The 17,081-nt window shown below is 67.9% G+C and carries 14 protein-coding genes; 4 read left to right on the top strand and 10 right to left on the bottom strand.

Going from position 1 to position 17,081, the window contains the following annotated elements:
* Position 1: 1 nt before the first annotated feature.
* Positions 2-1,222 (bottom strand): CaiB/BaiF CoA transferase family protein, encoded by a 1,221-nt coding sequence (locus AC1IQ6_RS02435; RefSeq protein ID WP_485865749.1) that lies wholly within the window; start codon positions 1,220-1,222, stop codon positions 2-4.
* A 95-nt stretch (positions 1,223-1,317) separates the two neighbouring features.
* Between AC1IQ6_RS02435 and AC1IQ6_RS02430 the strand changes: the two genes are divergently transcribed.
* Entirely contained in the window at positions 1,318-2,166 is an 849-nt protein-coding gene (locus AC1IQ6_RS02430) for a LysR family transcriptional regulator (RefSeq protein ID WP_485865748.1), read from the top strand.
* Positions 2,167-2,174: 8 nt separating this feature from the next.
* On the opposite strand, the gene AC1IQ6_RS02425 is transcribed toward AC1IQ6_RS02430, so the two are convergent.
* The 9 genes from AC1IQ6_RS02425 to AC1IQ6_RS02385 form a co-directional block, all read right to left on the bottom strand.
* Positions 2,175-3,149, bottom strand: coding sequence for a Bug family tripartite tricarboxylate transporter substrate binding protein (locus AC1IQ6_RS02425; protein WP_102773338.1), 975 nt, complete (start codon positions 3,147-3,149; stop codon positions 2,175-2,177).
* A gap of 30 nt (positions 3,150-3,179) precedes the next feature.
* Entirely contained in the window at positions 3,180-4,991 is a 1,812-nt protein-coding gene (locus AC1IQ6_RS02420; protein WP_485865747.1) for an acyclic terpene utilization AtuA family protein, read from the bottom strand.
* Entirely contained in the window at positions 4,988-6,952 is a 1,965-nt protein-coding gene (locus AC1IQ6_RS02415) for an acetyl/propionyl/methylcrotonyl-CoA carboxylase subunit alpha (protein ID WP_485865746.1), read from the bottom strand. The genes AC1IQ6_RS02420 and AC1IQ6_RS02415 overlap by 4 nt, the downstream gene beginning before the upstream one ends.
* An 18-nt stretch (positions 6,953-6,970) precedes the next feature.
* Positions 6,971-8,140: an acyl-CoA dehydrogenase family protein gene (locus tag AC1IQ6_RS02410; protein ID WP_102773335.1), complete on the bottom strand. Its 1,170-nt coding sequence runs from the start codon at positions 8,138-8,140 to the stop codon at positions 6,971-6,973.
* 12 nt (positions 8,141-8,152) lie between these two features.
* Positions 8,153-9,769: an acyl-CoA carboxylase subunit beta gene (locus AC1IQ6_RS02405; protein WP_111826032.1), complete on the bottom strand. Its 1,617-nt coding sequence runs from the start codon at positions 9,767-9,769 to the stop codon at positions 8,153-8,155.
* Positions 9,770-9,973: 204 nt separating this feature from the next.
* Positions 9,974-10,714: an amino acid ABC transporter ATP-binding protein gene (locus tag AC1IQ6_RS02400; RefSeq protein ID WP_102773333.1), complete on the bottom strand. Its 741-nt coding sequence runs from the start codon at positions 10,712-10,714 to the stop codon at positions 9,974-9,976.
* A gap of 60 nt (positions 10,715-10,774) precedes the next feature.
* The gene (locus AC1IQ6_RS02395) at positions 10,775-11,875 is read right to left on the bottom strand and encodes an amino acid ABC transporter permease (protein WP_111826033.1); all 1,101 of its coding nucleotides are present in this window, start codon (positions 11,873-11,875) and stop codon (positions 10,775-10,777) included.
* Between the two features lies 1 nt (position 11,876).
* A complete protein-coding gene (locus AC1IQ6_RS02390; protein WP_102773331.1) occupies positions 11,877-13,067 on the bottom strand; it encodes an amino acid ABC transporter permease in 1,191 nt (396 codons plus the stop codon).
* 162 nt (positions 13,068-13,229) lie between these two features.
* The gene (locus AC1IQ6_RS02385) at positions 13,230-14,246 is read right to left on the bottom strand and encodes an amino acid ABC transporter substrate-binding protein (protein WP_102773330.1); all 1,017 of its coding nucleotides are present in this window, start codon (positions 14,244-14,246) and stop codon (positions 13,230-13,232) included.
* Positions 14,247-14,511: 265 nt separating this feature from the next.
* On the opposite strand from AC1IQ6_RS02385, the gene AC1IQ6_RS02380 reads away from it, so the two are divergent.
* From AC1IQ6_RS02380 to cheD, 3 genes are all read left to right on the top strand, one after another.
* Positions 14,512-15,198, top strand: coding sequence for a cell division ATP-binding protein FtsE (locus AC1IQ6_RS02380; protein ID WP_485865745.1), 687 nt, complete (start codon positions 14,512-14,514; stop codon positions 15,196-15,198).
* Positions 15,195-16,103 carry a cell division protein FtsX gene (locus AC1IQ6_RS02375; protein ID WP_102773328.1) on the top strand — a complete coding sequence of 303 codons (909 nt, stop codon included), beginning with the start codon at positions 15,195-15,197 and terminating at the stop codon, positions 16,101-16,103. The genes AC1IQ6_RS02380 and AC1IQ6_RS02375 overlap by 4 nt, the downstream gene beginning before the upstream one ends.
* 252 nt (positions 16,104-16,355) lie before the next feature.
* On the top strand, positions 16,356-17,069 hold the full coding sequence (gene cheD, locus AC1IQ6_RS02370) for a chemoreceptor glutamine deamidase CheD (RefSeq protein ID WP_102773327.1): 714 nt from the start codon (positions 16,356-16,358) through the stop codon (positions 17,067-17,069).
* Positions 17,070-17,081 lie beyond the last annotated feature (12 nt).

Below are 17,081 nucleotides of genomic sequence, written 5' to 3'. Positions count from 1 at the left end.
TTCAGTGCGCTGCGGCGGCCTGCGCCGCCGGTTGAATAATCCCCTGCTGCGCCAGCGCGCGGATGTCGGCCGGCGAGTAATCCAGTTCCCGCAGCACGGCCTGCGTGTCCTCGCCCACCGCCGGCACCCGCCCGCCGGCCGAACCACTCGCGGGATGCACGCCCGGCAGACCGACGAAGGGCACGTCGCCCAGGCCGGGCTGGCTCAGGGTCTGCACCAGGCCCAGGTGCCGCACCTGCTCGTCCTCCTGGAACTGGTCGTAGTCCTTGACCTCGCCATACAGGATGTCGTTGTCGCGGAAGCACTGGGTCCAGTAGGCGGTGGAACGCGTGCGCAGGATCTGCGCCACCCCCGCGTTGATCTCGTCGCCGACCTGTATGCGGCGCTGCGGCGTGTCCATGCGCGGGTCCGTCAGCCAGTCGTCGCGCCCGATCACCCGGCAGATGGCCGCGAACATGGCGTTGTTCATGGCGAACACCAGCACATAGCCGTCCCGCGTGCTGAAGATCCCCTGGGGATAGGTGACGCTGGTGGCCGGCTCGCCGCGGCGCAATGCGTGGTCGATGAGCGAGCTGTTCTGCAGCGCCGCCATGGTGGCCAGCAGGCTGACGTCGATGTGCCGGCCGGATTGTCCGCGCTCGCGCGCGAACAAGGCGCCCCCGATCGCATTGGCGGTGTAGACGCCGCAGGACAGGTCGCCGATGAACGGCTTGACCCGCTGGGGCAGCCCCGCGCCGTCGCAGTTCGCCGTGGTCAGGCCGGTCAGCGCCTGCACGACGGAATCGGTGCCCGGGCGGTCGGCATACGGTCCCGACAGGCCGAATCCCGAGATCGAGGCATAGACCAGGCGCGGATTGAGGTCGCGCAGCGTCGCATAGCCCAGGCCCAGCCGGTCCGCCACGCCGGGACGGAAGCTCTGCACCACGACGTCGGCGCGCGCCGCCAGCCTGTGCAGCACCTCGCGCCCGGCATCGGTTTGCGCGTCCAGCGCCAGGCTGCGCTTGCCCCGGTTGAAAGCCAGCGCAATGGCGCTGAAGCCGCCGCGCGGCACGCCCATGCTGCGTCCCCAGTCTCCGTGCAAGGGCTCCACTTTCGTCACCTGCGCGCCCATCTGGCCCAGGATCTGCGCGCAATAAGGGCCTGCGATGCCCTGCGACAGGTCGAGCACGTGCAGGCCCTCATAGACCTCGTGCAAAGGATTCGGATCGATGAAGGCATTCACGGCAGTCTCCCTGGATTGGGGGAAAGGCTGGGCTTGTGCCCGACGCCCGGCGCCCCGGATAATCGTCTGCGTACACTGGCACATAAGGAAATCTCATGGCGGTGCGCGATCTGGACATAGGCTTGCTCAGGACCTTCCTGGCGGTGGCCGACCGCGAGAATTTCGCGGGCGCGGCCGACCAGGTATTCCGCACCCAGGCCGCCGTCTCGCAACAGATGCAGCGGCTCGAACGGCTGCTGGACTGCAAGCTGCTGGTGCGCGTGGGACGGCACAAGCGCCTCACCGAACAGGGCGTGCGCCTGCGCGAGTACGCGCGGCGCATGCTGGCGCTGAACGACGAGACCTGCCGCGCGATGAACCAGAGCGTCTTCGCCGCGCCCACGCGCATCGGCGTCTGCGCCGACGCCGTGGACACGATCCTGCCCGACTATCTGGCGCTGTGCGCGCGCACCTACCCCGGCATGCGCATCGAGATTCAGGTCAATCGCAGCCGCTGGCTGGCCTCGGCGCTGCGCCGCGGCGACATCGACCTGCTGCTGGAACTCGAACAGTTCGACGAGTTCCCCCGCATCACGTTTCGGACCTCGCCCGTCGTCTGGATTTCGGGCACGCATTTCCATCATCAACAAAACCTCCCCTTGCCTCTGGTGCTGGTGGACGCGCCCTGCGTCTTCCGTCGCATGGCGCTCGACCGCCTGGAACAGGAGAACCGCCCCTGGCGCAATGCCTTCCAGACGCCCACGCTGGCCGGCGTGCGCGCCGCCTTGCGGGCCGGCCTGGGCATCACGCCGCGCACCATCGAGATGCTCACGCCCGGCCTCAAAGTGGTGGGCGAAGAGCTCGGCCTGCCCACCCTGCCTTCGGCCAGCTACCACCTCTACATGCGCGCGGGGGACACCTCCGACGGCGCCCGCAAGCTCAGCGAACTCTTCGTCCCGTCCTGACCGGTTGCCTAGCGCTGCTGCATGCCGGCGGCCACGATCACCTTGCCCCACTCCACCGTGTCCCGCCGCTGGATCGCGCGCAGATCCTCGGGCGATCCCGGCTGCGGGACCAGCGCGCGGTCGGTCAGGAAGCGGCGGCCTTCCGGGTTGTCGAGCGCGCCGTTGATCCAGGCCGCCAGGCGCTGCGCGACCGCCGGCGGCGTGGAGGCGGCGGCCCAGATCGCGATCCACGACGACACGTCGAAGCCCGGGTAGCCGAGCTCCGCCACGGTCGGCACGTCCGGAAAGGCGGGCACGCGCTCGGCGGTCGACACCGCCAGGGCGCGGATCTTGCCGGCGCGCAACTGCGGGCTGGCGGTCACGGCGTCGCAAAAATAGAAGTCGTACTGGCCGCCCAGCAGGTCGGTCATGGCCTGCGTGCTGGCGCGATACGGAATGTTTACCGCATTGAGGCCGGCCATCGCGCGAAAGCGCTCGCCGGCGATGCGGCCGCCGACGTTGGCGCTGGCGAAGCTCAGGCTGCCCTTGGAAGCCCGCGCGTCCGCGATGAAGGCCTGCAGGGTCTGCGCCTTGACGCGCTGCGGGTTCACCACCAGGAAGTACGGCGTGGTGGCCAGCGTCGTCAGCGGCGTGAAGTCGCGCTCGGGGTCGTAGGCCAGGGACTTGTAGATGCTGGCGTTGGCCGCGTGCGTGGACGGCCCGGACACCAGCAGGTTGTAGCCGTCGCCGCCCTGCCGCAATACATACTCGGCCGCGATATTGCCGTCGGCCCCGGGCCGGTTCTCGATGATGATGGGGCTGCCCACCTGGTCCCGTATCCTGTCCGCGACGTAGCGGATGATGGTGTCGGTGGCGCCGCCCGCACCGTAGGCCACGGTCACGTGAACGGTCCGGTCCAGCGCCTGCGCACGCGCGCCGCCGCAAACCGCCAGCAGCGCGCCGGCTCCGGCCAGTTGGATGAATGCCCTGCGGGTCTGTTCCATTTGTAGTCTCCTCCCACTCTCTGGCTCCCGCTATTGCAGGATTTCGCCGGGACAAGGAATCTCCAGGTCCAGCAGCATCTGGGCGTACGACTTGCCCAAGGGGTCCGAGCGCAGGCTGGACGAACCGCCGCCTCCCAGCGCGCGCCGCAGCACGAAGTTCACCGCCCCCGTTCCCGGAAGCTCGAAGCGCGACACTTCGCCCTGGACCAGATGGCTGAAGTACTCGCGCACCCGTTCGGCGGTCAGCTCGCGCAGCAGCACGGGCCAGTAAGCCTCGCGGCGCGCGATCACGCCGATGTTCGAATCGTCGCCCTTGTCGCCGCTGCGGGCGTAGGCGAGCCGGGCCAGCGGCACCCGCACGCTGTTCGCGCCTGCCGGCGCCAGCGCAGCCGCCGGCTGCGTACCGGACGCGGCGACGGGACGGTCCTCGCCGTTGTCCGGCACGGCGACCTCGGCATGCACGTCGCCGCAGTCCAGCCAGATCGGCACGCACTGCTTGGCGATGTAGAACGATCCCGTCTTGATGATGGCCTGGATATCGGCGCGGCCGCCGAAGTGGCTGCGCGTGCCCGGCCCCATCGAGGTGCCGGCCGACGCGGACTCCTTCTGCAGGAATTCCAGGCCTCTGCGCTCGGCGTGCGACGCGGCGATGCGCAAGATCACCTCGCGGCTGTCGTTCTCGCGCGCATTGCCGCCGTACATGGCTTCCGCCCCCAGCAGCTCCACCACGGTCGAGATGTAGTCGGGCATGCCGTTGGCCGCGAGCAGCCTGCGCGTGCGCCGCAGCAGCTCGTCGGCCGTGCGCAGCGCTTTCGCGCGCGCCCGCTGCCCGCGGATTGCCATCATGATGCCGATCTGGTAGCCGGCGTGGCCCGTCGCGGTGATCTTGTACCGGGTGGACGGCGCCCGCCCGCGCGCGCCCTCGACGCGCACGCGGTCCGGCCCCGTCTCGCGGATGCAAACCTGCCGCAGGTCGCAGATCACGTCGGGCAGCTCGTACGCGGACGGATCGCCGATCTCGTACAGCAGCTGCTCGGCGACCGTGGCCCGGCTCACGAGGCCGCCGGTCGCCGGCGGCTTGGTCAGATCGAACCCGCCGTCCCGGTCCAGCACCACTATCGGATAGCCGATATTGGCCCAGTCCGGCACCGTCTCCCAGTCGGTGAAGAGTCCGCCGGTCGCCTGCGGACCGCATTCGATCAGGTGGCCCGCCAGGCTGGCCTGCGCCAGCTTGTCGTAGTCCGAAGCGGTCCAGTCGAACTCGTGTATCGCCACGGCCAGCGCGCAGGCGCTGTCCACGGCGCGGCCCGTGATCACGATGTCCGCGTCCAGGGCCAGCGCCTGGACGATGGGATAGGCGCCCAGATAGGCGTTGGCCGACAGCAGCGGCCCGAAGCCGTCCAGGTCGGGCAGGTGGCGGCCCTGCGCATCGGTGAATTCGGCCTGCAGCGCGGTCACGTCGTCGCCGGTGACGACGGCGATGCGCGGCGCCAGGCCTTGTTCCCGGGCATAGGCCAGGATGGCGTCGCGGCATGCCTCGGGGTTCAGGCCGCCGGCGTTCGACACCAGCCGCACGCCGCGCTCCAGCAGTGTTTTCAGGTGCGGGCGCAGCACGCTGACGAAGTCGGTCGCATAACCCAGCTCGGGACTGCGCATGCGCGCCCGCTGCAGCAGGGACATGGTCGTTTCCGCCAGATAGTCGAAGACGATGTAGTCCAGCTTTTCAGCGGTGAGCAGTTGCGGAATCGCGATCTGGGAGTCGCCCCAGAATCCCGATGCGCACCCGACGTGCACGGGGCCCTTGGGCCGGCGCTGGCCGGCCGGGTTGTGGTTCGCGCTCATTGCTGCACCTCCATCAATACCTGTCCGGTGCTGACCTGGTCGCCCGCGGCGACGGCCACCCTTGCCACGATGCCCGCCGCCCCCGCGGCGATCGACATTTCCATCTTCATGGACTCCAGCACCAGCACGGTCTGCTGCGCCGTCACGCTGTCGCCGTCGCGGACCTCGACGCCGATCACCCTTCCGCTCATCGGTGCGCGCAGCGTCCGCGCCTGCCCGGCCTGCCCGTCGTCGCGTCCGGCGAAGCGCGTGGCCCGCAGGAAGCGCCAGACGCTTGCGCCGTCCTGCACCCAGGCGGCGTTCGCGCCTTCCATGGCCACGCGCAGGCTGCGTCGCAGACCGCCCACGACCAGGACAAGATCGTCGCCGCGCCGATGCGCGGCCTCGATCCGGACCCGCCTGCATTCGCCTTCGGCGACGTGCCCCTCCCACGCATCCACCGACAGGCCGCCATCGGCCTGTTGCGAAATGCGCAGCAGCCTCGACGCCCCGTCCGAGGCGTCGTCCAGCGCCACCTCGCCCTGCGCCGCAAGACAGGGACGGGCGTGCGCCGCCGGCCATCCGGCCAGCGCCAGCGCCGCGGCGGCCAGCGCATGCTCGGAAGGCTGCGCGCGCCAATGCCCGGACGTCATGTCCTGGCCGGCCAGAAAACCTGTCGTCACGCCGCCGTCGCGGAATTCCGGATGATCGATGGCGCGCGCCAGGAAATGCAGGTTCGACCGGACGCCCAGCAGGCCGCCGGCCTCGCAGGCCCGCATCAGCTTGCGGATGCATTCCTCCCGCGTTTCGCCCCATGCCAGGTACTTGGCCAGCATCGAGTCATAGTGCGGCGTGATCTCCAGCCCGTCCTCCAGCGCGGTATCTACGCGCAGGCCGGGAGGTTCCACCCACCTGAGCACCGTGCCGACCTGCGGCACGAAGCCCGCGCCCGGGTCTTCCGCGCAGACGCGCAGCTCCATCGCGTGGCCGCGGCTGCGCACGTCCTCCTGCCGCAGGCCCAGCGGCTCGCCCTGGGCCACCCTGAGCTGCCATTGCACCAGGTCTATGCCGGTGACCAGTTCGGTCACGCCATGCTCGACCTGCAGCCGGGTGTTCATCTCCATGAAGTAGAAGTCGCCCGCCGCGTCCACCAGGAATTCCAGCGTGCCCGCGCCCACATAGCCGATCGCCTGGCATGCGCGCACCGCCACCGCGCCCATGCGCTCGCGCAGCGCCGGCGACACCGCCGGCGACGGGCTTTCCTCCACCAGCTTCTGGTAGCGCCGCTGCAGCGAGCAATCCCGTTCGCCCAGATGCAGGGCATTGCCGTGTTCGTCGCACAGCACCTGGATCTCGACGTGGCGCGCCCCGAGAATGGCCTTCTCCAGGATCAGCTCGTCCGAGCCGAACGCCCCCAGCGCTTCGGAGCGGGCCAGCGGCAGCGCCTGCGCCAGCTCTGCTTCGTCCCGGGCCAGCCGCATGCCGCGTCCGCCGCCGCCGGCGGCCGCCTTCAGCAGCACCGGATAGCCTATGGCGCGGGCGCGCGCCGCCAGTTCCCTGTCGTCGCTCAGGCCTTGCGCGCCCGGCACGGTCGGCACGTCGGCATGCCTCAGCGCCTCCTTGGCGCGCGCCTTGTTGCCCATCAGGTCGATGACCTCGGCGGACGGCCCCACGAAGGTCAGGCCGGCTTGCGTCACGGCGCGGGCGAACGCCGCGTTCTCGGACAGAAAACCATAGCCGGGATGCACCGCCTGCGCGCCGCTCAGTGCGCAGGCGCGCAGCAGGGCCTCCACGTTGCGATAGCTGGCGTGGGCCGGCGCCGCGCCGATGTGCACCGCCATGTCGGCCTCGCGCACGTGGCGCGATTCCGCGTCCGCGTCCGAGTACACTGCGACCGTGCGCAGGCCCTGGGCGCGCGCCGCCCGGATCACCCGCAGCGCGATTTCGCCCCGGTTGGCGACGAGCAAGGTATCGAATCTCATCTGTCCACCCCTGCGGCCTCAGGCCGCGCGCGCGGGCAGGATGCCCATGTGCTTGCAAATGATGGTGAGCATGATCTCGTCGGCGCCGCCGCCGATGGAGATCAGGCGCAGGTCGCGCCAGGCGCGCGAGACCGCGTTCTCCCAGGTGAAGCCCATGCCGCCCCAGTACTGCAGGCAGGAGTCCGTGACCTCGCGGCACAGGCGGCCCGCCTTGAGCTTGGCCATCGACGCCAGCTCCGTCATGTCGCCGCCTTCCATGTGCACGCGCGCCGCGCGGTAAACCATGGCGCGCAGCATTTCGACCTCGGTCTTCAGCTCCGCCAGCCGGAAATGCACGGCCTGGTTGTCCAGCAGCGGCTTGCCGAAGACCTGGCGCTGGCGCGTGTAGTCGATCGTGTCGTTGATCACGTCGGTCAGGGCGGTCACGCGCCGCGTCGCGCCGCTCAGGCGCTCTTCCTGGAACTGGCGCATCTGGTAGGTGAAGCCCATGCCCTCTTCGCCGATGCGGTAGCGCTGCGGCACGCGCACTTCATCGAAGAACACCTGCGCGGTGTCCGAGGACCACATGCCCACCTTCTTGATCTTGTTCATGGTGACGCCGGGCACGGGCTTGCCGTTGTCCTGCTTGAGCGGCAGACATATCAGCGATTTGTTCCGGTGCGGCTTGTCGTCGCTGGTATTGGCGAGCAGGCACATCCAGTCCGCCTGCGTGGCATTGGTTATCCACATCTTGGAGCCGCTGATGACGTAGTCGTCGCCGTCCTTGCGCGCGGTGGTCTTCAGCGACGCGACGTCCGAGCCCGCCCCGGTTTCGGACACGCCCAGGCAGGCCACGTAATCTCCCGCGATGGACGGCTGCAGGAACTGCTCGCGCACTGCGTCGTTGCCGAAGCGCGCAAGCGCGGGCGTGGCCATGTCGGTCTGCACGGCGATCGCCATGCCGACACCGCCGGCGCGCACCGAGCCTATCGCCTCGCAGAACGCGATCTCATAGGAGTAGTCCAGCCCCATCCCGCCGAATTCGACGGGCTTGTTCACGCCCAGGTATCCCGCCTTGCCCAGCTTCTTGAACACTTCATGGGCAGGAAAAATCTCCGCTTCTTCCCACTGGTCCAGATAGGGATTGATCTCTTTGTCGATCAACTGGCGTACGCCGTCCTGCAACGCGATGTGCTCGTGGGTAAACATGGAATCTCCTCGTTAGAATCTGGCGACGCCGAACTGGATCGGATGAACGTCGCGTTTTGCCGACCGCGTGCATGCGGCCAGCGCCACTCCCAGTACGTCCCGGGTGGCGCGCGGGTCGATCACGCCGTCATCCAGCAGCAGGCTGCTGGTGTGCACGGCGCTGGACTGCAAATCGAAGGTCTGCACGATTTCCCGGCTTTCCGCTTCCAGCGCGGCAAGGTCCGGCTCGGCGCCGGCGCGCCTGGCGCTGTTCTCGGCCACCCGCCGCATGGTCATGGCCGCCTGCTCGCCGCCCATGACGGCGGTGCGCGCGTTCGGCCAGGAAAACAGGAAGTCCGGCTTGAATGCGCGCCCGCACATGCCGTAGTTGCCGGCGCCGAACGAGGCGCCGCAGAGCACGGTCAGACGGGGCACGCCGGCGTTGGACAGCGCCTGGATGAGCTTGGCGCCGTGCTTGATCATGCCCGCCTCTTCGTGCGCGCGCCCCACCACGAACCCCGTGATGTTCTGCAGGAACACGATGGGCCTGCCCAGCTGCGAGCACAGTTGTATGAACTGCGCGGCCTTGGCCGAACCGGCCGTGTCGAGCGGACCGTTGTTGGTCAGCAGCCCGATGGGCGTGCCGTGCAGCACGCCATAGCCGCACACCGTGGCCGGCCCGTAGTCGCGCTTGAACTCGTGGAAGTCCGAGCCGTCTGTCAGGCGCGCGATCACTTCGCGCATCTCCACCGGCACCCGGTAGTCGGCCGGCATGATGCCCAGCAGGTCCTGGACGTCGTGCCGGGGCGGAACCTCGGGGCGGTCCTGCTCCGTTTCCGCCCAACCGAAGGCGCGCACGATGTCCCGCACCTGCAGTATGGCCTCGCGGTCGTTCTCGGCCACATAATCGGCCAGGCCCGACACCGACGCATGCATCGCCGCCCCGCCCAGCTCTTCCTCCGTGGCGACCTCTCCGGTCGCGGCCTGCAGCAAGGCCGGGCCGGCCAGGAAGGCATGGGCCTGGTTGCGCACCATGACGACGTAGTCGGACAGGCCGGGCAGATAGGCGCCGCCCGCGGTCGAAGAACCGTGCACCAGCGAGATCACCGGAATCCCGGCGGCCGACAGCTTCGCCAGGTTGTAGAACATGCCGCCGCCGTGGACGAAGCGCTCGGCCCGGTACTTCTTCAGGTTGCCGCCGGCGCTCTCGACCAGCTGGATGAAGGGCAGCCGGTTGGCCAGCGCGATCTCCTGGCAGCGCATCACCTTCTGGGCCGTCATGGCCTGCATGGCGCCGGCGCTGATGCCGGAGTCGTTGACCACGATCATGCACCGCACGCCGCAGACCTCGCCCACGCCGGCGATGATGGCGGCGCCCGGCACGCTGGTGGCGGGGTCCGGATTCTCGATGCCGCAATAGCCCGCCAGCTTCATCAGTTCCAGGAACGGGCGGCCGGCGTCGAGCAACGCCGCCAGGCGCTCCCGCGGCAGCAGCTTGCCGCGCTTGCGGAACGCCGGCGCGGCCTGCGCCGACCGCTCCACCGCCCGCTGCTCCAGTTGCGCCAGTTCCGACAGCAGCGCCAGCATCTGCTCGCGATTGCGCTGGTAGGCGGGGGACTGCCTGTCGAGTCGGGATTCCAGATCGGCCATGGTTGCAGACACCTTATGTCGAGTTCCGGGAGGCTGCGGGCGGACCGGCAGCGTGAACCTATGATGGGCTACACGCGCGGCGCGCACAATCAAGAACTCGTCCGCCGACACTTAAGAATCGCTTATGTGATCCAGGCCGGGGAATAAGGGTCAGGCAAAGAAAAACCCGCCTGGCGGCGGGTCGGCGGACGTCCGGAAAGACAGTCAGTGCAGAATCTGGCTCAGGAACAGCTTGGTCCGTTCGTTCTGCGGGTTGTCGAAGAACTCGTCGGGGCTGTTCTGCTCGATGATCTCGCCGCGGTCCATGAAGATGACGCGGTTGGCGACCTTGCGCGCGAAGCCCATTTCGTGGGTCACGCAGATCATGGTCATGCCGCTTTCCTGGGCCAGGCTGACCATCACGTCCAGCACTTCCTTGACCATTTCCGGGTCCAGCGCCGAGGTGGGCTCGTCGAACAGCATGATCTTGGGGTTCATGCACAGCGAGCGCGCGATCGCCACGCGCTGCTGCTGGCCGCCCGAGAGCTGGCCGGGGAACTTGGTGGCCTGTTCCGGGATGCGCACGCGCTCCAGGTACTTCATGGCCGTGGCCTCGGCCTCGGCGCGCGGCTTTTTCAGCACCCACATGGGTCCCAGCGTCAGGTTCTCCAGCACCGTCAGGTGCGGGAACAGGTTGAAGTGCTGGAATACCATGCCGACGTCCTTGCGGATGGTCTCGATGTGCTTGAGGTCGTTGGTGAGCTCCGTGCCGTCCACGATGATGTGGCCCTTCTGGTGCTCTTCCAGACGGTTGATGCAGCGGATCATGGTGGACTTGCCCGAGCCGGACGGCCCGCAGACCACGATGCGTTCTCCTGGCGCCACTTCCAGGTTGATGTTGCGCAGCACGTGGAACTGGCCGTACCACTTGTTCACGTCCTGCAGGCTGATGATGGCATTGGACATGCCTGTACTCCCGTAGATATCGCTGGGCGCGCCCGCCTGCGGCGGACGCGCGGCAAGTTGCTAGCGTGCGTGGCCGGTGGCCAGGCGTTTCTCCAGCGCTTGGCTGTATTTGGACATGGAAAAGCAGAATACGAAGTAGATGAGCGAAATGAACAGGTACGCCTCTACCCCGAAACCGCGCCATGCCGCGTCCGACAGGGCCGCCTTGGCCGCCAGCGTCAGGTCGAAGATGCCGATGATCACCACCAGCGACGTATCCTTGAACAGCGCGATGAAGATACTGACCAGCGGGGGGATCACAATCTTCAGCGCCTGCGGCAGGATGATCTTGCGCATCTGCTGCCAGTAGCTCAGGCCCAGCGAGTCGGCGCCTTCGTACTGCCCTTTCGGAATCGCCTGCAGGCCGCCGCGCACGGTCTCCGCGATGTAGGCGGCGGCGAACATGATGATGGCGATCTGGGCGCGCAGCAGCTTGTCGATGGAAAAGCCTTCCGGCAGGAACAGCGGCAGCATCACCGAGGACATGAACAGCAGGCTGATCAGCGGCACGCCGCGGATCAGCTCGATGTACACGACGCACAGCGCCTTGATGGCCGGCATCTTCGAGCGCCGGCCCAGGGCCAGCAGCACGCCGATGGGAAACGCGAAGGCGATGCCGAACGTGGACAGGATCAGCGTGAGCGGCAGGCCGCCCCAGCGCGCGTTCTCCACGTAGGTCAGGCCCAGCACCCCGCCCCACATCAGAATGGCCACGGCCGTCAGGCCCACCACCCAGATGACGGCGAGCGTCCAGTTCCAGAAGCGGCGCATGCCGCTGCAGACGATCACCGCCACCAGGATGATGGTCGCGATCAGCGGACGCCACTGTTCGTCGAACGGATAGGTGCCGAACAGGATCAGCCGGTGCTTCTCGATGATGAAGGCCCAGCATGCGCCGCCCGAGGCGCGGCATTCCTGGGCGGTGGCGGCGTTGAAGTCGGCCTTGATGAAGGCCCACTCGACCAGCGCCGGCACCGCCATCAGCAGGAACCACGCCAGCAGCACCGTGATGAGGATGTTCAGCGGCGACGAGAACAGCCGCGTCTTGAGCCAGGCCCAGGGGCCCACGTGCGAGCTGGGCGGCGGCAGGGCGTCGCTGGGGGTATGCGTAGTGCTGCTCATATCAACGCTCCACCAGCGCGATGCGCTTGTTGTACCAGTTCATGAATATCGAGATCGACAGGCTGACCGTGAGGTACGCGGCCATGATGATCAGGATGCCCTCGATGGCCTGCCCGGTCTGGTTCAGCGTGGTGTTGACCACCGACACGATGTCCGGGTAGCCGATGGCCACCGCCAGCGAGCTGTTCTTGGTCAGGTTCAGGTACTGGCTGGTCATCGGCGGAATGATGACGCGCAGCGCCTGCGGCAGCACCACCAGGCGCAGCACCTGCTTGCGGCGCAGCCCCAGCGAACCCGCGGCTTCCCACTGGCCGTTGCTCACCGCCTGGATGCCGGAGCGCACCACTTCGGCGATGAAGGCCGAGGTATAGATCACCAGGCCGGCCAGCAGCGCAGCGAATTCCGGCGACAGCGTCAGGCCGCCCGAGAAGTTAAAGCCCTTGAGCTCCGGCATGTCCAGCGTCAGCGACGCGCCGCTGACCAGCCAGCCGACGATGGGCAGGCCGATCAGCAGGCCGATGGCGGCGCGGCCCAGCGGAAACACGTGGCCGGTGGCCTCCTGGCGCTTTCTGCCCCAGTGGCCCAGCACGATGATGGCGATGATGGCCAGGCCCAGTCCGCCCAGCATCCAGTCCAGCGAGTTGCCTTCCAGCGCCGGCACTTTCAGGCCGCGGTTGGAGATGAACACGCCCGGCAGCGGGCTGTGCGCCTGGCGCGGACCCGGCATGTTTTCCGTGATGAGCGCGTACCAGAAGAACAGCTGCAGCAGCAGCGGAATGTTGCGCATCACCTCGACGTAGACCGAGGTGACCTTGGAGACCAGCCAGTTCTTGGACAGGCGGCCGATGCCGATCAGGGTGCCGAGTATGGTCGCCAGCACGATGCCGATGACGGCCACGCGCAGCGTGTTGAGCAGGCCGACCAGGATGGCGCGGCCATAGGTGTCGGCGGGGCTGTAGTTGATGGGGGTTTCGCCGATGGCGAAGCCGGCTTCGCGGCCCAGGAAGCCGAAACCCGTGGCGATGTTGCGCACCGACAGGTTGTGAAGCGTGTTTGAAACCAGGAACCACACGGCCCAGGCGACCGCGGCCAGCGCCACCACCTGATAGACCACGGAGCGCACGCCGGGGTCGTTCCAGTTCAGGCGCCGCGGCGGAGCCGCCAGCGAGGCGTTTTTTTCGGGAGTCGTCATATGCATCTACAGAAGTCGAACAACTGGCGGCGGGGCCAGACCCCGCCACCCACTCCTGCCACCCGCCCTAGGCGGGCCAGGGCCCGTGCGACGCTCCATCCGGTGTCAACGGGCCCCAGGCAAAACGGAGCGCCAGGCTCCGTTTTAACAGGCAGCCGCGCGTCAGCGCACCGGCCAGCCGTACATCAGGCCCCCTTGCTTGTAGGAGGCGTTCAGACCGCGGTCCAGCTTCATCGCGCTGCTCTTGCCCAGCGTGCTTTCGAAGCTTTCGCCGTAGTTGCCCACCTGCTTGATGATGTTGTAGGCCCACTTGTCATCAACGCCCAGGTTCTTGCCCATGCCCGGGGTCACGCCCAGGATGCGCTGGATGTTGGGGTTGGTGCTCTTGGTCATTTCATCGACGTTGGCCTTGGTGATGCCGTATTCCTCGGCTTCCAGCATGGCGTTGAGCGACCAGCGCACGATGTTGAACCATTGCTCGTCGCCCTGGCGCACCATGGGGCCCAGCGGCTCCTTGGAGAAGTCTTCCGGCAGGATGATGAAGTTGTCGGGCTTTTCCAGCGTGGTGCGGGTCGAGGCCAGCTGCGACTTGTCAGTGGTGAAGGCGTCGCAGCGGCCGGCCGAGAAGGCGCGGATGATTTCGTCGTACTTGTCGATCACGACCGGCTTGAATTCGATCTTCTGGCCGCGGAACCAGTCGGCCAGGTTCAGTTCGGTGGTGGTGCCGGGCTGCACGCAGATGGTGGCGCCGTTGAGTTCCTTGGCGCTCTTGACGCCCAGCTCCTTGGACACCATGACGCCCTGCGAGTCGTAGTAGTTCACGCCCACGCCGATCAGGCCCAGGGTGGTGTCGCGCGTCAGCGTGACGGTGGTGTTGCGGGTCAGCACGTCGATTTCGCCCGACTGCAGCGCGGTGAAGCGCTGCTGCGTGTTCAGGGGCGTGAACTTGACCTTAGTGGAATCGCCGAACATGGTGGTGGCGATGGCGCGGCACAGGTCGACGTCGATGCCCTTGTATTCGCCCTTGCTGTCGGCGATGGAGAACCCCGGAATGCCGGTCGAAACCCCGCACTGGACAAACCCTTTCTTCTTGACGTTGTCGAAGGTCGCGCCTGCGTTGGCTGCGGCGGAAGCAGCAAACAGGGCGGCGCCGACAGCAGCGAGTTTCAATACTTTCATCGTGTTCTCCGTGTGGGATAAGGCGAATTCGCGCGCAGCCGTTTGGGCCTACGCATGGGGCGGATGGTAGCGTCCGCGCCGCGGGCGGCGCATCCGGGAATTCCCTTGAAATATAGGGACACGGGATGAAATGAAACGCTGTACGGGCCGTAAAAAGGGACGTCTACATAGGGCGGCAGCGGAATTTTTCGCATCCGCTCCCCCGCCTGGCTTAGGCCACCTTACTGTCCCCGAGTTACTATTGCGGCTTCATCTGACAGCCGCCATGATCGAATTCCAGCACGTATTCAAATCATATGGTCGCGGCCGCAATATCCTGGCCGACATCAACTTCCGCGTGGACGCGGGAGAGTTCGTTTTCGTGTCGGGGCCATCGGGCGCCGGCAAGTCCACGCTGCTCAAGCTGATCGGCGGGCTGGAGCCCGCCAGCCGGGGCTCCATCCAGGTCAACGGCCAGCGCCTGGACAAGCTGCCCGCGCGCGCCCGGCCCTACCTGCGGCGCGCGGTGGGCGTCATCCTGCAGGACACGCACCTGCTGTTCGACCGCAGCGCATTCGAAAACGTGATGCTGCCGCTGGCCGTCACCGGCCACGCCTGGAATTCGGCCGCCGCGCGCGCCCGCGCCGCGCTGGACAAGGTGGGCCTGTCGGGCAAGGAAGAGCTCAATCCGATCGAGCTGTCCGGCGGCGAACAGCAGCGCCTGGCGATCGCGCGGGCCATCGTCAACCGGCCGGCCATCCTGATCGCGGACGAGCCCACGGCCAACCTCGACCATGACACCGCGCAACGCATCATGAACGTTTTCCGCGATTTCAACCGGGTCGGCGTCACCACGCTGATCGCCTCGCACGACCAGGAACTCATGGCCCGCTACGCCACCCGCACGCTGCGCATCGAGCCGGGCAAGTTCGCCGACTCCCAGGCCGGCGCCCAACCGGGAGCGACGGCATGAACGCCTGGCTGCGGCAACACCGCTATGCCCTGATGGTGACCCTGCGGCGGCTGGTCAAGCAGCCGTTCTCGTCGCTGGCCAACCTGCTGGTCATGGCGCTGGCCCTGGCCCTGCCGCTGTTGGGCAGCGCCATTTTGGTGTCGGCGCAGCCGGTGGCGCGCCAGATCTCCGTCACCCCCGAGGTCACCGTTTTCATGCGGGTGGACGCGCCGGCCGGCGCGGCCGCCGACGTGGCCAGGCGCATCCAGGGCGAATACGCCCATGAGGTGCGCGCCGTGCGCGTGGTCGGGCGCGAGGACGCCCTGGCCGACCTGCGCGCCAACCCGGCCTGGCAGCAGGCGCTGGCCGTGCTGCCGGGCAACCCGCTGCCCGACGCCGTGGTGGTCACGCTGGCCGACGGCGAGGACCTGGCGGGACGGGCCGACAAGCTGGCGGCGTCCTGGAAGCAATGGAACCACGTCGACCTGGTGCAGCTCGACAGCGCCTGGGTCCAGCGGCTAGAGGCCATCCTGCGCTTCGCCCGCATCGGCCTGGGGTTCCTGGCCGCCTGCGTGGCGGTGGTGGTGCTGGCCACCGTGTTCAACACCGTGCGCATGCAGGCGCTGTCGCAGCGCGAGGAAATCGGCGTGGCGCGGCTGGTCGGCGCCACCGAATCCTTCGTGCGCCGTCCCTTCCTGTACCTGGGCGCGCTGTCGGGCGCGGTGGCGGCGCTGCTGTCCATCGGCGTGGCGGCGGTGGCCCTGGCCCCGCTGAACGACGCCCTGGTCGGGCTGGCCCGCAGCTACGGCGCGGAATTCGCCCTGCATTTGCCCGGCCCCGCGGTGCTGATCGGCGCGGTGGTCGCCGCGGCCGCCCTGGGCGCCCTGTCCGCCCGCTGGTCGGTCACCCGCAGCACCCGCTTCTGACGGCGCCCAAAGGCTCCGACTAGCCCCCCTTCCTCCCCGTGATCCGGGGAACGGCCCGCGCCGGCCTGTGTAGGATGCCAGGCATCCCCCACGGCCGGCGTCCGCGCGCCGCCGTTACATGAGATTTCTCCCATCGCACGCCCGGATGTGCAAGAATAAATCGTCATTTTTTTACATTTTTTGACATAACCGCCGTTTCCCCGCCGAACGTCTTGGTGTCCCTCTCGTTGCCCTTGCTCCCTATCCCCTCCCATGGCCGCCCGTCTTGAAGCCCGTGCGACGCGCCACTATTTCGATAGCGCGTTCCAGTGTCAGGCGGTGAAAGTACTGCCCAACGAGTACTACGTCACCGACGAAGACCTGATGATCTCGACCGTGCTGGGGTCGTGCGTGGCTGCGTGCATCCACGATCCCGTGACCGGCGTGGGCGGCATGAACCACTTCATGTTGCCGGAAGGCGACATGCAGTCGCCCGCCTCGGCCACCATGCGCTACGGCGCCTTCGCGATGGAAGTGCTGATCAACGAACTGCTCAAGGCCGGCGCCGCGCGCGACCGGCTCGAGGCCAAGGTGTTCGGCGGCGGGGCGGTGCTGTCGGCCATGCAGCAGATGAACATCGGCGAGCGCAACGGCCAGTTCGTGCTCTCCTACCTGCAGACCGAAGGCATTCCGGTCAAGGCGCAGGACCTGGGCGACGTGCATGCGCGCCGCATCAATTACTTCCCGCGCGACGGCCGCGTGATGGTGCGCAAGATGGCGCCGCACCACCAGCGCGCCGAGGAAATCATCGCCCGGCGCGAACAGGCCGCCGCCCAGAGCGTGCAGGCCAAGACCGCGAGCCCGCCCCGGGTGGAGCGGTTCACGCGGCCCGGCGTGGAACGCTTCGACCGCCCCGCCCGCCCGGGCGTGGAGCGCTTCGACACCGGCCTGACGCGGCGGCGCGGCAGCGGCACCACGGGCGGTTGAAGCCGGCGGTCG

It is taken from the genome of Achromobacter sp. MUI-25009338 (genome assembly GCF_057359325.1).
This window is presented reverse-complemented; position numbering and strand designations above follow the sequence as displayed.